General features: G+C 55.2%; 13 protein-coding genes and 1 tRNA gene. 6 read left to right on the forward strand and 8 right to left on the reverse strand.

All coding sequences use genetic code 11. From position 1 onward, the window contains the following. Positions 1 to 21: 21 nt before the first annotated feature. From DSD30_RS22040 to DSD30_RS15195, 5 genes are all read right to left on the reverse strand, one after another. Positions 22 to 330 carry an HNH endonuclease gene (locus DSD30_RS22040; protein ID WP_114010570.1) on the reverse strand — a complete coding sequence of 103 codons (309 nt, stop codon included), beginning with the start codon at positions 328 to 330 and terminating at the stop codon, positions 22 to 24. After that, positions 321 to 1,835: a terminase TerL endonuclease subunit gene (locus DSD30_RS15180; RefSeq protein ID WP_245418495.1), complete on the reverse strand. Its 1,515-nt coding sequence runs from the start codon at positions 1,833 to 1,835 to the stop codon at positions 321 to 323. The genes DSD30_RS22040 and DSD30_RS15180 overlap by 10 nt, the downstream gene beginning before the upstream one ends. 148 nt (positions 1,836 to 1,983) lie before the next feature. Next, positions 1,984 to 3,135 carry an AAA family ATPase gene (locus tag DSD30_RS15185; RefSeq protein ID WP_114010571.1) on the reverse strand — a complete coding sequence of 384 codons (1,152 nt, stop codon included), beginning with the start codon at positions 3,133 to 3,135 and terminating at the stop codon, positions 1,984 to 1,986. After that, positions 3,132 to 3,734 carry a bifunctional DNA primase/polymerase gene (locus DSD30_RS15190; protein ID WP_157967729.1) on the reverse strand — a complete coding sequence of 201 codons (603 nt, stop codon included), beginning with the start codon at positions 3,732 to 3,734 and terminating at the stop codon, positions 3,132 to 3,134. The genes DSD30_RS15185 and DSD30_RS15190 overlap by 4 nt, the downstream gene beginning before the upstream one ends. After that, positions 3,731 to 4,096: a hypothetical protein gene (locus tag DSD30_RS15195; RefSeq protein ID WP_114010573.1), complete on the reverse strand. Its 366-nt coding sequence runs from the start codon at positions 4,094 to 4,096 to the stop codon at positions 3,731 to 3,733. Before DSD30_RS15195 ends, DSD30_RS15190 begins: the two co-directional genes overlap by 4 nt. Positions 4,097 to 4,214: 118 nt before the next feature. On the opposite strand from DSD30_RS15195, the gene DSD30_RS15200 reads away from it, so the two are divergent. From DSD30_RS15200 to DSD30_RS15215, 4 genes are all read left to right on the forward strand, one after another. Beyond that, positions 4,215 to 5,378, forward strand: coding sequence for a phosphoserine transaminase (locus DSD30_RS15200; RefSeq protein WP_114010574.1), 1,164 nt, complete (start codon positions 4,215 to 4,217; stop codon positions 5,376 to 5,378). Between the two features lie 105 nt (positions 5,379 to 5,483). Continuing rightward, complete coding sequence (serA, locus tag DSD30_RS15205) at positions 5,484 to 7,070, forward strand: phosphoglycerate dehydrogenase (RefSeq protein ID WP_114010575.1); 1,587 nt, start codon at positions 5,484 to 5,486, stop codon at positions 7,068 to 7,070. Between the two features lie 416 nt (positions 7,071 to 7,486). Then, positions 7,487 to 8,782, forward strand: coding sequence for an adenylosuccinate synthase (locus tag DSD30_RS15210; protein ID WP_114010576.1), 1,296 nt, complete (start codon positions 7,487 to 7,489; stop codon positions 8,780 to 8,782). Positions 8,783 to 8,861: 79 nt separating this feature from the next. Further along, the gene (locus DSD30_RS15215; protein ID WP_114010577.1) at positions 8,862 to 10,628 is read left to right on the forward strand and encodes a RodZ family helix-turn-helix domain-containing protein; all 1,767 of its coding nucleotides are present in this window, start codon (positions 8,862 to 8,864) and stop codon (positions 10,626 to 10,628) included. A 167-nt stretch (positions 10,629 to 10,795) separates the two neighbouring features. On the opposite strand, the gene DSD30_RS15220 is transcribed toward DSD30_RS15215, so the two are convergent. From DSD30_RS15220 to DSD30_RS15230, 3 genes are all read right to left on the reverse strand, one after another. Then, entirely contained in the window at positions 10,796 to 11,431 is a 636-nt protein-coding gene (locus tag DSD30_RS15220) for a TetR/AcrR family transcriptional regulator (protein ID WP_114010578.1), read from the reverse strand. Positions 11,432 to 11,589: 158 nt separating this feature from the next. Next, on the reverse strand, positions 11,590 to 12,492 hold the full coding sequence (gene rpoH, locus DSD30_RS15225) for an RNA polymerase sigma factor RpoH (protein ID WP_114010579.1): 903 nt from the start codon (positions 12,490 to 12,492) through the stop codon (positions 11,590 to 11,592). A 121-nt stretch (positions 12,493 to 12,613) separates the two neighbouring features. Further along, a complete protein-coding gene (locus DSD30_RS15230) occupies positions 12,614 to 13,636 on the reverse strand; it encodes an RluA family pseudouridine synthase (RefSeq protein ID WP_114010580.1) in 1,023 nt (340 codons plus the stop codon). Here DSD30_RS15230 and DSD30_RS15235 point away from each other — a divergent pair. After that, entirely contained in the window at positions 13,635 to 14,009 is a 375-nt protein-coding gene (locus tag DSD30_RS15235) for a hypothetical protein (protein ID WP_114010581.1), read from the forward strand. The genes DSD30_RS15230 and DSD30_RS15235 overlap by 2 nt on opposite strands. A gap of 75 nt (positions 14,010 to 14,084) precedes the next feature. Beyond that, positions 14,085 to 14,159 (forward strand) — tRNA-Glu (locus tag DSD30_RS15240). Positions 14,160 to 14,429 lie beyond the last annotated feature (270 nt).

Consider the following 14,429-nt stretch of genomic DNA (forward strand, 5'->3'; position numbering starts at 1 on the left):
AGCCTCTTGTGTTGGGGTGGATTAAGACCGCATTTTTGCAATCAGTTCTTTCCAAGCCTCGCGGGCTGGATCTTCACGGCCTAAGCCGATTTCTAGGCGGGTTTTCCTGCTATGGCAGGGTCCGCAAAGTGTTTGTAAATTGGACTCTTCAAAGCTGAGTTCTGGGTTCGTTCTCACGGGCTTTATGTGATCGACTTCCAATCGTCCCTTTGCGCCGCATTTCACGCACTTCCAGCCATCACGCCGCAAGACTTCCAATCGAACCGTTTTCCAGCGTTGGGACCGGGTGACTTTCTTCGAGTGTCTGGCATATTCCTTCTTCAAGCCCATGCCACGCGCCCCCCTTTGGAGACTGGACGCCCCATAATTCGCGCCCCTTCTGCGACTGCCAGAACCGTTGCGCTTGCCGCATCAATGCGCCCCTTTGATCTGGCTTTGGTCAGCTTCATATTGTTTGCCGGGTCTCTAAGCGTGACCGCATCAGAGAATGCAGACCGCAAGAGCAGGGAAGGGGACGTTTTCACCTTGCCGTCAAACGTGGCACGCCGGAAACGTTCGCAATCTTCTCCCCCAGAGCGGAAACCTTGACCGCGCCAAATCAGGGGCGCACGAATGCCCGCCCGTGAAATGGCCTCGCCAAGTTCGGCTTGCTTGTATCGGTCCATGATGATTGCCGAGACGGTTTCACCTTCAACATGCTTCATCACTTGAGTAAGCCAAGGGGCAACTGGAACCGTTTGCTCTCCAAGCGTTGAGAGTTCGCCCCGCTCGCTCATATCGACATACCGAGAACCAACGCCGTCATTTTGCCCCCTATCAAGCAGGGAAGGCATAGAGGGGAAGGTTCCAAGCGCTTCAAGCCTTCCAGTCTCAGGCCAATAAAAAGCCGCTGCCGTCATCGATGCCGAGCCGCCAAGATCGATCCCAATCACGACTTGCCCCTTGCGGGCTGGCAATTCAGAGACTTCGCAAGCCTGCCATTCATCGACCGTCAAAAGTAGATCGCGGGTTTCAGCACTGACGCGCTCATTTCGGTTGTAAAGCCGGAAGGTGGTAAGAGCAGATCCGCCGCGCTTGATTGCTCTTCTCGCTTGAGCTTGAAGCCAGTCAAGATTTGAGCCAATGCCATATTGAGCGCCGGGGTTTGCTTCTTTCAGGCTTTCCAGATCATCAGCAGGCAAGCCCGGTGCTGGCCTATGCTCTTGCACATAGACGCCCTCTTGTGGTTCATCGATCCACTTTGAAAATGGGTGGCTGTCATCGCTTGCAGAAGTCGAAATAATCAGCGCCCGCCCGCCGCGTTTGCCGATGCCGGACAAAAGAGCGTGCTCGAGCGCATCCCCTTTATCTGCTTGCCAATGGCCTCGTTCATCCATCAGAACCAAAGTCGGAGCGGTGCCCAATGCCGTTTTGCCATCCGCTGCAATCACGCGCAGCAAATGCCCGCCGCCATCGCCATCAAACTCTATTTCAAGCCGTGGCGATTTCCTGAAGGTCATTTGTTCTTGGATCTCTTCCGGCAAAGACCTTGCAAAGCCTTCAACGAAATTGAATGCAATCCGGCCCTGATCTCTTGTCCGGGCTGCAATAAGGATTTCCCGCCGTGGCTGATTATCCCATTCGCCAAGCAATGCGCCCAAAGCAATGCCAGCAGACAAAGCCGTCTTTGCATTGCCGCGACCAATAGAAAGAACGGCAATCGAGATGCCAGCTTTCAGAGCGCCTTTGACAAACTTTTTCTGAAACGGAGCCAGCTTGATCGGATCGCCAGCCTTTGGCCCTTCTGGAATCTGAAGGCTTTCAAGGAACCGGATTGCTTTCGTGGATGCCATCATTCGACCGCCTCCACAGTTTTAGGGTGGCTTGCGAGAGAGAAAAGATAAGTCCCACCCCCGATGCCCATATCTGTCAGATTGCCGACCATTGGGACCAGATATGCAGACCCCCGGTAAGAACGGTAATAAGGTAAGAATGGACTGTAGGTCATGGCCTGCCCTCCTTGCCTTGGTTCTCCTGATCCTTACCGACCTTACCCGCATCCATTGATAAGGTAAGAATGTCGCTTTCTTCTAAATCATTGTTATTAATACCTTTATTCTCTGACCTTACCTTATTACCCACATTACCGGGGGTTAGGTCAGTGCGAGATGGGTGGTAATAATGCCCTTTCTTAGCCTTCATTACCTCGCCAGACTTAGACATAAGAGACAGCATCTTTGTTACCGGGTTCTTGTTGCGACCGGTAATAATGGCAATGTCGGTTGGGGTAAGCCATTCGTCAGCGGTAAGAAGTTCATCAAGGATTGCTGCCCTCTCCGATGAACGGCGCACCTCGGTTGCCTCGCCATGCATGGACCAAATACCGCCTGCAAAGGTCAGGGCTGTTTCCTTCTCTTCCACGTCACGACCACGCACATAGAGCGTTATCCCGTTTCCATCACGGTCTAGCAGTAGGGTCGCGTCCGCTACCGCTGACAAGCCATTTGATCCGGTCAGGGCTTCAAGAGGATCGTCCGCACCGCCTTTACGGGTATGGTGCAGGGCAAGCACTGCAACCCCGTTCTGAGTTGCCCAGCGCTGCAATTCTGCAAAGGCTACATAGTCATTCTCATAGGCATTGCGGTTGCTGGTGCCCGCGGGCTTAATGCGCTGCAAAACGTCGATCACAACAAGCCGGGGTTCACTGACGGACAGTCGCCAGCTTTCAAGGCATTCAATGAAACCCTGATCAAGCTGAACGGCTTCCTCTACCCAATCCAAACGGGAAAGATCAGGCACTGACTTTTCATCCGGGAAAAGGGTCTTGATCCGCCGTTGAACGCGCCTTGCTCCATTTTCCATGTCGATGTAAAGCACATCACCTTGTTCGCAAGGGATCTGGCCCATAGCGTGCTGACCTGTGGCAACGGACACGGCCCAATCTATCGCAAGCCACGTTTTGCCAAGTTTTTGACGCCCCGCCAGTACGTTGAAACCTTCAGGAAGGTATTCAGGCACGATCCACCGAATAGGCGCGTATTCCGTCGCCATAATGTCGTTGGTGTTCGTGCGCTTGAAGCTCTTACGCTTTGGCAATGTGGTAACGTTGGATTGGCTTTTCATGTCGGAAAGCACTTTGAAATTGTTGTCAGTCATACCAGTTGCCCCACTTCAAGCTCTTGCCCTTCTTCAAGGAAATAATCTGGACCACCAAGCGCCGGACGGCTTGGAGGCAACAGCACAAAGTCACCCGTGCCGAAAACATGGACGCCGGGGGCAATCGATCCCCTGATTTGATCGAAGTTTTGTTCGGGGCGGAAAAGGAACATTAGTTCATCAAGAGGGGTGACAATCTCTACGACCTTCTCAGGAATTGCCCAACCGGACCTTTTCAGGCTTTCAAGGGTGTTGCGGTCTTTGACCTTCAAACACCAGATGCCACTCCATAGGCCAACGCTCATTCCAATCATTGCGAAAGGAAACTTGCCCCACCATTCACGCACCTTGCTTTCAGGCGTGGTGACGCCGTTCCAGTCAACCAATGGTGTACCGTCGATATTGATCGGATAAATAGGATAGCCGCGTTTCGCATATGCCAAGGCCCAAAAAATGAGTTCATCACGCAAAGCCTTTTCTTGCGTCATGGGGCTAAATTGGCTAGGATCCGGGTGTATTATCTCGCTTCTACTTTTCAGTAGTTCGCAAGTCCCCGGTGTTGCCGCACCGGGGATTTCTTTTTGTAAAGCTGCGTTCACTGCGACACCTCGTCGAGCGTGTCAACAATTGAACCGCATAGATCGCGAGCCGCATCCTGAATTGAATCCATGGCATGGATAGCGCCTTCATGACCGACTGGATCTTTCAAATGCACTTCATTTGCAATTTTGAAATGACCGATGAGCAAGCCCTGAAGGCGAATAGCTTCAGTGTAAATCTGGTAAATGCGTTCGCGCTGTACCTGTGGCGTGATCCCTTTGGCCTCAGCAAGCGTTGGTTTCAGGTCATATTCGGTGAGCGCATCGTGCAAAGCCTTCGGATCATCAAGAACAGACTGTGAACCGCTTGTGCCAGTTTTGTGACACACTTCCCCGCATGTTCCGGGTGCGTTCTGTTCCATGCTACATTTATCTGTAGCTGAATTCCCTTTAATGCTTGCGGTTTCCTCAGTGTTGCTGTAGTCCGGTGAGTGGGACACCTCTCCCCAACGAGAGGCAACTATCTGTGAGGGTAGATACATGACAGATATGACGAAGCCGGCTCAACAGCCGAACAACCCCCTTTTCTCTTCTGGCCCATGCTCGAAGCGTCCGGGTTGGTCCCTCGATGGACTGACTGACGCGCCGCTGGGTCGTTCCCACCGCGCAAAAATTGGCAAGGCAAAGCTGCAGGAAGCCATCGATCTGACCCGTGAGGTGCTCAATGTGCCTGCGGATTACCGGATCGGCATCGTGCCTGCGTCTGACACGGGTGCCGTCGAAATGGCTCTGTGGTCGCTGCTTGGTGCGCGTGGCGCTGATATTCTCGTATGGGAAAGCTTTGGCGCTGGCTGGGCAACCGACGTTACCAAACAGCTCAAGCTGGATGATGTGCGCGTGCTCAAGTCTGGCTATGGCGAGCTGCCGGATCTGTCGCAGGTTGACTTCTCCCGCGATGTCGTCTTCACCTGGAATGGCACCACCTCCGGTGTGCGTGTGCCCAATGGTGACTGGATCGACGCGGACCGCGAAGGCCTGACCATTTGTGATGCCACCTCCGCTGCCTTTGCGCAGGATCTGGCATGGGACAAGCTCGATGTGGTCACTTATAGCTGGCAGAAAGTGCTTGGCGGAGAAGCGGCTCACGGCATGCTGATCCTCAGCCCCCGCGCCGTTGAGCGTCTGGAAAGCTACACGCCCGCATGGCCTTTGCCAAAAATCTTCCGCCTGACCAAAGGCGGCAAGCTGATCGAAGGTATCTTCAAGGGCGAGACCATCAACACCCCTTCGATGCTCTGCGTTGAGGATTATCTCGATGCCCTGAAATGGGGCAAGGATCTGGGTGGTCTGTCGGGCCTGATCGCACGGGCCGACAAGAATCTTGCCGTGCTGGAAGCCTGGGTTGCCAAGACCCCTTGGGTTGACTTCCTTGCCAAGGACGAGGCCATTCGCTCCAACACGTCCGTTTGCCTGACGATCGTTGATGAGGCGGTTCAGGCGCTCGAAGCGGATGCTCAGGCGAAATTTGCCAAGGCACTTGTTGCGCGTCTCGATGCTGAAGGCGCTGCCTTCGATATCGGAGCCTATCGCGATGCCCCATCCGGGCTGCGCATCTGGGCTGGTGCCACCATCGAGGCAAGTGATCTGGATATGCTGACCGCTTGGCTCGATTGGGCCTTTGCTGAAGAAAAGGCGGCTCTGTAATCAGAGCCCCCTCCAATTCCCTGAATTCAATTTGATTTCCTGTGACAGACGCACCGGTTTCGCTGTTGCGCGTGCGCTGTCCGCAAAGAGCATGAGGAGCATCCCATGGCTAAGGTTCTGATTTCTGACAAACTGTCTCCAACCGCCGTTCAGGTCTTCAAGGACAAAGGCGTTGAAGTCGACTATCTGCCCGATCTGGGCAAAGACAAGGACAAGCTGATTGAAATTATCGGTCAGTATGACGGGCTGGCGATCCGGTCTGCCACCAAGGCGACCGAAAAAGTCATTGCTGCCGCAGACAATCTCAAGGTCATCGGTCGCGCTGGTATCGGCGTTGACAATGTGGACATCGAGAAAGCCACCCAGCGCGGCATCATCGTGATGAATACCCCGTTCGGCAACTCCATCACCACGGCCGAGCATGCCATTGCCATGATGTTTGCCGTGGCTCGCCAGATCCCGGCGGCTGATGCGTCGACGCAGGCTGGCAAATGGGAAAAATCCAAATTCATGGGGGTCGAAATCACCGGCAAGACCCTTGGCATCATTGGCTGCGGCAATATCGGTGGAATCGTGGCGACCCGCGGCGTTGGCCTGAAAATGAAGGTCATCGCTTTCGACCCCTTCCTGTCGCCAGAGCGTGCAATGGATCTGGGGGTTGAGAAGGTCGAACTGGAAGACCTGTTCAAGCGCGCTGACTTCATCTCGCTGCACACCCCTCTGACTGAAAAGACACGCAATGTTGTCTCCGCAGAAGCCATTGCTTCCATGAAAGACGGCGTGCGCATCATCAACTGCGCCCGTGGTGGTCTTGTTGACGAAGGTGCTCTGGCGGAAGCCATCAAAAGCGGCAAGGTTGCTGGTGCGGCCTTTGACGTCTTCACTGAAGAGCCGGCCAAGGAAAATGTGCTGTTCGGTCTGCCGAACGTGGTCTGCACGCCGCATCTGGGGGCTTCTACCTCGGAAGCGCAGGAAAATGTGGCCATTCAGGTGGCTGAGCAGATGGCTGATTATCTGGTCAATGGCGCTGTTTCCAATGCACTCAACATGCCATCCATCACTGCTGAGGAAGCGCCTCGCCTGACGCCATTCGTCAAACTGGCTGACCAGCTTGGTTCCTTTGCCGGTCAGTTGACCGAGACCAGCCTGCAGGGCATTCGCATCGAATATGAAGGCGATGTGGCCGAGATGAACACCCGTGCGCTAACGTCCGTGGTTCTCTCTGGCGTGTTGAAGCCGCTGCTGCAGACCGTCAATATGGTCTCTGCTCCGGCTGTTGCCAAAGAGCGTGGCATTCACATTGAGGAAACCCGTCGCGAGCAGCAGGGCGCCTATGAGAATTACATCCGCGTCACACTGATTACCGAACGTCAGGAACGCAGCGTTGCTGGCACCGTGTTTGGCGATGCCAAGCCGCGCATCATCCAGATCAAGGGCATCAATATGGAAGCCGAGCTGGGCGAGAATATGCTCTACATCACCAACAAGGATAAGCCGGGCTTTATTGGTCGTTTGGGGACGTTGCTTGGCACCCATGGCCTCAATATTGCGACCTTCAATCTGGGCCGCAAGGAAGCCGGTCAGGACGCCATCGCGCTGATTGAGATTGATGGCAAGATCTCTGATGAAGTGATCGCGGAAATTGCGGCATTGGAAGGTGTCGTTCAGACCAAGGCTCTGCATTTCGCCTGAGGTCTTGCCCTCAGGGGCGCCGAGAATCGCCTGAATGATCCAAATTTGAAAACCCGCTCCGGTGTTCTGGGGCGGGTTTTTGCGTTGTTGGTGGCAGATCCTGTGCCCAAAGCGCGGATCAACCACGGGATGTTGCGGGATTTTTGCAGATTTCACTGAATCGAGAAGGCTCAGCGCTTGGTTTCATGGGCACTTCCCTCTATAGAATTGTCTGTAACGGAAAGATGTGCCGCCCGGTAGCCTAATCAAGGTTTGGTGGTGCAACAGGCGGACGCCCGGAAGGGCTATTTCTTTGAAGGGACGCGGTTGAAGCGATCTGACGCTCAGTTTTGCTGTTGTTGCTCGACCCCAGCGTGGTCGAAATCCGAACCGTACCCGTCCCCTTCTCAACCATCAGATTAAAGGAGCTCGCATCGATGGCAAATGTTGTGGTCGTCGGGTCGCAGTGGGGCGACGAGGGTAAAGGCAAGATCGTGGACTGGCTGTCGGAACGGGCAGACATCGTCGTCCGGTTTCAGGGCGGTCACAATGCCGGGCATACGCTTGTCATTGATGGGGTCAGCTACAAGCTGAGCCTGTTGCCATCGGGCGTCGTGCGTGAAGGCACGCTCAGCGTGATCGGCAACGGCGTGGTGATTGATCCGCATGCGCTTGTTGCCGAGATTGCCCGCCTTGGAGAACAGGGCGTCAAGGTATCCCGCGACAATCTGCGGATTGCCGAGAATGCCTCCCTGATCCTGTCGCTGCACCGCGAGTTGGATGCGATGCGCGAAGAAGCCGCTGCTGCCGGTACCAAGATCGGCACCACCAAGCGCGGCATTGGCCCAGCTTATGAGGACAAGGTCGGCCGTCGTGCGATTCGCGTGCTGGATCTGGCCAATATCGAGACCCTGCCTGCCAAGATCGACCGTCTGCTGGCTCATCACAATCCGCTGCGTCGCGGTTTGGGCGTGCCTGAAATCAAGGCCGAGGACCTGTATGAAGAGCTGACCAGCGTGGCTGATCAGGTGCTGCCTTTCGTGGACCAGAGCTGGCGCCTGCTGGACAAGGCCAAGCGCGATGGAAAGCGGATCCTGTTTGAAGGCGCGCAAGGGGCTCTGCTCGATGTGGATCATGGCACCTATCCGTTCGTGACCTCGTCCCACACCTCTGCCGGTCAGGCTGCTGCCGGGTCGGGCATTGGGCCATCGGCACTGAATTATGTGCTTGGCATCACCAAAGCCTATACCACCCGCGTCGGTGAAGGGCCTTTCCCAACTGAGCTGCATGACGAAGTCGGTCAGTTCCTTGGCGAAAAGGGCAAGGAATTTGGCGTTGTCACCGGGCGCAAGCGCCGCTGTGGTTGGTTTGATGCGGTTCTGGTGCGTCAGACAGTTTGCACGTCTGGCATCACCGGCATCGCGCTGACCAAGCTTGATGTGCTTGATGGCCTCAAAGAAATCAAGATCTGCGTCGGCTATATGCTGGACGGCGAGCGGATCGACTATCTGCCAGCCTCGCAAGGTGCGCAGGCGCGCGTTGAGCCGATCTATGAGACCCTTGAAGGCTGGACTGGCTCGACTGCCGGTGCCCGGACATGGAACGACCTGCCAGCGCAGGCCGTCAAATATGTCCGCCACGTTGAAGAGTTGATCGGTGCGCCGGTTGCAATTCTCTCGACCAGCCCGGAACGAGACGATACCATTCTTGTTCAGGATCCGTATCAGGACTAAGATGGGGTTCCAAATGGCTTTTTCGGATCGATTCTCATACTGGAGTCGATCCGGAATGGCTCATTAAGTGGATTGGAAGATGGCGGACTATTTTACGATTTTGAAGCGTGCTGTGGATGCCGCCCCGGATGCCGGGCGCGAGCAGCGTCAGGCAATTTATGACAAGGCTCGCAAGGCGCTGTTGGCGCAGCTTCAGAATATGGACCCGCCATTGGCTGCGTCTGATATTTCCAAACAACGCATGGCTTTGGAAGAAGCCGTGCGGGCGGTCGAGCGTGAGCTGGATCTTGAAAAACAGGCGCGCGATGCCAAGGAAACTGCTGGAGATGAGGCCGCAGAGGCTCCGTCTGCACCGCAGGTTTCTGTGACGCCATCGGATATATCGACACAGGCATCAGAGGCTGCTGGCAAATCTCAAGAGGGTGAAAAACCTGCCTCGAAGGCCGTGGCTGTTGCTAAGGATCCGGGCAAAGGGCCTGCCGTGTCTGTGCCTGCCGTGACTGTGTCTGACAGCAATGATGAAGCAAATGACGAGGACCAGACCTCTGATCCGGTTGTCAAGCGGGCCGGGCCTGATGTGCTCAAGCATGCGGTACGGGACGCCAATGCGCTCGGGGCTGCCACCAATGCGGCTGTGAAGTCCGCACAGGACGCTGCTGATGCGGTAGGCGATGGGCGCGACGAGAAGAAGAAGTCTGAAAAACCGGCAAAAAAAGCCAGTCAGGACCGTATTGAGCCGACCATGGCTGTTCCGGTTGCCCGTCCCGGTGCTCCATCAAAGCCCGACAGTAAGACGGCCATCAAAGGTGAGGTGAAACGGGACCCACTCGACAAACCTCTCCCGATCGCCAAGAGCGATGACTTCAAGGATGGTCTTGAAGACGAGAGTGAGAGCGGTTCGCGGTTTGGTGTGATGGTTGGTGGTGTTTTGCTCGCCGGTCTGTTGGGCGGTAGTGGCTACCTTCTATACCAGAATCGTGACGCCTTTATGGGTGATCAGGGCGGTGCGGAACAGGTTGTTTCAAAGCCACCGTCTCAGCGTGAACCGGATCAGGGCAGCGCAGCCAAGCCTGCAGATGAGGCGGAAATTCCGGCTAAATCTGTCCGGACGGTTGATATCACTGCGCCGTCGCAGACGGAAGCACCGCAGAATGACAACCAGTCAACCCCGTCGCAACCTGAGGACCAGAGTGAGCCTGCGACACCGTCTCAGGATCAGAGCGAGACACCTGCGGTTCCTGATGCCATTCCTTCAAGTGACGAGCAGGTGACGGGTGCCAGCAATGATGATGCGACCAGTGCGCCCGGACAAGAGATGGTGGTTGCCCAACGCTCTATTCTCTATGAAGAAGAAGGCCCGAATGGCGAGCCGGGTTCGGCAAATGCCGGAGAGGTTGTCTGGGAGCTTGATGGCAAGGGCGACAATGCCGAAATTCTGATTTCCGCAACCATCCCCAACCAGAATGTAACCTTCTCGATCAAAATGGCCAAGAATCAGGATGCTGAATTGCCTGCTTCTCATCTGATCGAGATTTCAGCCGAGCGTCCAACCCCGGACGAAGCGCGCGCCATTGTCAAAATACCGGGACTGATCCTCAAGCCGACCGAACAAAGCCGAGGCGAAGGTATGGTTGGTGCGGCGATCAAGATCGCTGACGATTTGCACTGGATTGCCCTGACCGCCGGGGAAAAGGAAGAACGCTATAATCTCGAGCTTCTGACCCTGCGCAGCTGGATCGATATTCCGATCCAGTATAATTCGGGCGTGCGGGCCATTCTGACCCTTGAGAAAGGGGCTGCAGGGGAGCGTGTGATCGCGGATGCCATCAAGGCTTGGGGTGAATAAAGACGGTTCGGTAGATCGTGCAGGATGGCACGCTTGAATGAGCCATGTCTCAGCGCAATTATCTCAAAGAGAAAGCCGGTGGCGGATGCCAACCGGCTTTTGTTTTGGTGTGATCAAGCAGCATATGTCGATCTGGATCAACCAGTGGGCCGTTGGGTGGAGCGGTTTCAGTGCCGATAGCCTGTGACAGGCCCTGTTGATACGGCGGATGGCATGCAGACCGGTATGTGGGCTTCAAGATTGGCGCGGATCAATTTGGTAACCCATTGTGTGTCGACGCCTTTTCTGGCCATCACGCGAATGGCAAGCAATGTGCCCATCAGGCACAGACCGGCGGTTTCCGCATCCACTGACGGGGCAATGGAGCCATCCTCGATGCCGCGTGTGACGGTGCTGATCAGGGTACGCTGTGTTCTCTCCATGCCATGGTCGACCAGCCCCTTCATGGCTGTATCCGTGGCGCATTGTTCGGTCGCGGTGTTGACCAGCAAGCAGCCCGCAGTCGACTGGTTCTCCAGAGTCACGCAGAGCACATTGTTGAAATAGGCAAGCAATGCCTCGCGTCCATTGGACCCGCCTTCCAGAAAGGACAAGCTGTGCGTTTGCTTGTTGTCGATATAATAGGAGAGGACGGATTTGAAGAGATCTTCCTTGGTCCCGAAGGCATTGTAGATGCTGGCTTTGGCCAATCCCGTTGCTTCGACCAGGTCTCGCATGGATGTGCCTTTATAACCTTGTCGCCAGAATAGCCGTGTGGCCCTTTCCAGTACGTCTTGATCATCAAACGAACGTGCGCGACCCATTGGGTGATCTGCCTCCTGAATGCGAAAAATTTAGTAGACGACTTTATGCGAAATATTTTTGCGCGACAAGCTGGTCACATCTTTGTGATCAGCCTCGCGCTATTGTGGTTTTCGCCGAATTCGGGGGTGTCGCAGCGTCGTCTTGCAAGAGAAAAACGTTATTGATCAACCGCACTGTCAGCCAGCGCCTTGGCTGCGGCTGCCTGTACTTCCTTCTGGACCTTTTCGAAAGCACGAACCTCGATCTGACGAATGCGTTCGCGGCTGACGTCAAATTCCTCGGACAATTCTTCGAGCGTGATCGGTTTCTCTTCAAGGCGGCGAGCCTCGAAAATGCGTCGCTCGCGATCATTGAGGATGTCCAGAGCATCGGTGAGCAGGGACATGCGATGGTTATGTTCTTCTTTGTCGGCCAGAACGGATTCCTGACTTTCGGAATCGTCCACAAGCCAATCCTGCCATTGGCCGCTTTCGCCATCGGCCTTCAAAGGCGCGTTCAGCGAGGCGTCGCCCGACAGGCGGCGGTTCATGGAGATGACTTCTTCGTTGGAGACACCCAGTTTCTCGGCGATGTAATCGACCTGATCCGGTTTCAGATCGCCATCTTCGAGCGCCTGAATCTGCCCCTTCACCTTGCGCAGGTTGAAAAAGAGCCGTTTCTGGTTGGCAGTGGTGCCCATTTTGACCAGCGACCAAGAGCGCAGGATATATTCCTGAATGGAGGCCCGGATCCACCACATGGCATAGGTGGCAAGGCGGAAGCCTTTTTCGGCGTCAAAGCGTTTGACGGCCTGCATCAGGCCGACATTGCCTTCTGAGACGACTTCGCTGACCGGCAGGCCATAGCCGCGGTAACCCATAGCGATTTTGGCGACAAGGCGCAGATGGCTTGTTACCAGTTTGTGGGCGGCGTTTTTGTCGTCATAGTCCGCATAGCGCTTGGCCAGCATATATTCTTCTTGCGGCTCCAGCATGGGAAAGCGACGGATTTCGTTCAAATAGCGGCTCAGGCCACCTTCAGAATTTGAGACGACAGGGATGTTGCCAGATTCTTTTGCCATTTGATTCTTATTCCTCTTGTCCCCCAAGTGGCAGGACAGTATCGTGCAGCCGGGACGGCCTGCATTCTGGTTTAATATAGGTCAAAATTGGACAACAACAGGGCCAGAACAGAAAAAAGTTCTACATTTTTTGCAGTGCTTTCATCACATTCTTCAGATCGTTAGGCATTTCGCTTCGAAATTCCAGCACTTCGCCCGAGACCGGATGCGCAAAGCCAAGCAGACCCGCATGCAGCGCCTGTCGCTTGCGTTTCTCGATGTGACGCGCGAGGGTTTCGGGCAATTTGTTGAGTTTTGACTTGAAGCCTTGTCCATATTCCTGATCGCCGATCAGCGGATGGCCAATATGGGCCATATGAACGCGGATCTGATGGGTGCGGCCAGTCTCGAGGCGGCATTCGACCCGTGAGGCAACGATTTCGCCGCCAGAGCCAAATTCTTCCTGCAATTGATAATGGGTGATGGCCTGACGCCCACCTTCACGCAGCACCTTCTGCTTGAGGCGATTGTGTTGGGAGCGACCAATCTGGGTGTCGATGGTGCCCTTGCGGTTGCTCAGCTGGCCCCAGACGAGGGCCTGATAGGCGCGCACCAATGGCCCGGTGCGTCCATGGTCGGCAAATTGCTCGGACAGGCCCTTATGGGCAGCATCGCTCTTGGCAACCACCAACAGGCCTGAGGTTTCCTTGTCCAGCCGATGAACAATGCCCGGACGGCGGACGCCGCCAATGCCCGACAGGCTGTCGCCACAATGATGGATGAGGGCGTTGACGAGCGTACCGGTCCAGTTTCCGGCCGCCGGATGAACGACAAGACCGGTCTGTTTGTTGATGACAATCAGGTGGTCATCCTCAAACACCACATCCAGCGGGATGTCTTCCCCCTGCGGTGTGGGGTCTTCGGGCGGGGGCAAAGTGACCTTGATGCAATCCCCCGCATTGACCCTGTGGTTGGGCTCCTCTATCGTCCGCTCTGGTTGATCGGGCTGGGCGAGGCTGACCTTGCCTTCCTTGATCAGGCTTTTGAAGCGGGAGCGGGAAAAACGGCCATCCTTGGCGGCGATAATCGCATCAAGGCGTTTGCCACTTTCATGCTCTTCGACTTCGAAGGTCAGGATTTCATCTACTAGGCTAGAGTCACTCATGGTTCAACAATCTTCCGACCAACAACCAAACGGCGATGATCCCTTTCAGAGCCCGGAAATGCTGGAACTGCAGCGTAAGATGCGCCGCATTGCTCTTCGGTCCATATTGGTGATGGTTGTCGGTATTTCGTCCATTATTGGCATTCTTATCTACAAGAGCGTGACCAAGAAGGAAAGTGCCTCTGAGGCTGCCGCGCCTGTGGGGGCGGTTACGCACAGCCTGAATGCAGGTGAAAGCATCCGCGAGATGCGGATCGAAAATGGCACTGTCTACTTGCTGGTGGATGGCAAGGGCATGACCTCTGTGCTCGAAATCAGCAAAAAGAACGGGAGCATTTCCCGCCGCATCGAGTTTATTCCACAGGTAGAATGAATATTCACAGTTTCGTCAAAAACCACTCTTGCGCTTTGCGACAAAGCCTCATATAAACCGCCTCACCGATAGCGAGCGCCCTTCGTCTAGCGGTTAGGACGCCGCCCTTTCACGGCGGTAACACGGGTTCGAGTCCCGTAGGGCGTGCCACTTTCGACTAAAAGGCCCCGCAATTCAATGAGTTGCGGGGCCTTTTGTTTGACTGGGCAGCGAGGCTCGCTGCCATTTCAGCCGCGCCATCGCATTCCCCGCCATCTTTTTCCTGTTCGCTGCTATTCCATATTTGCGCTTGTTGCGGTGTTTTGTGGCCGAGGAAAGCCATAACCTCAAACACTGTTCCCCCAGCCTCTGCCAGCTTTTGTCTGTCGAATAGGAACGGCTTAAGATTTGCCCCTCAAGGGGCTGCAATTCTTGGGATAG

The sequence above is a fragment of the Cohaesibacter intestini genome, assembly GCF_003324485.1.
In the GTDB taxonomy this organism is placed as follows: Bacteria; Pseudomonadota; Alphaproteobacteria; order Rhizobiales; family Cohaesibacteraceae; genus Cohaesibacter; species Cohaesibacter intestini.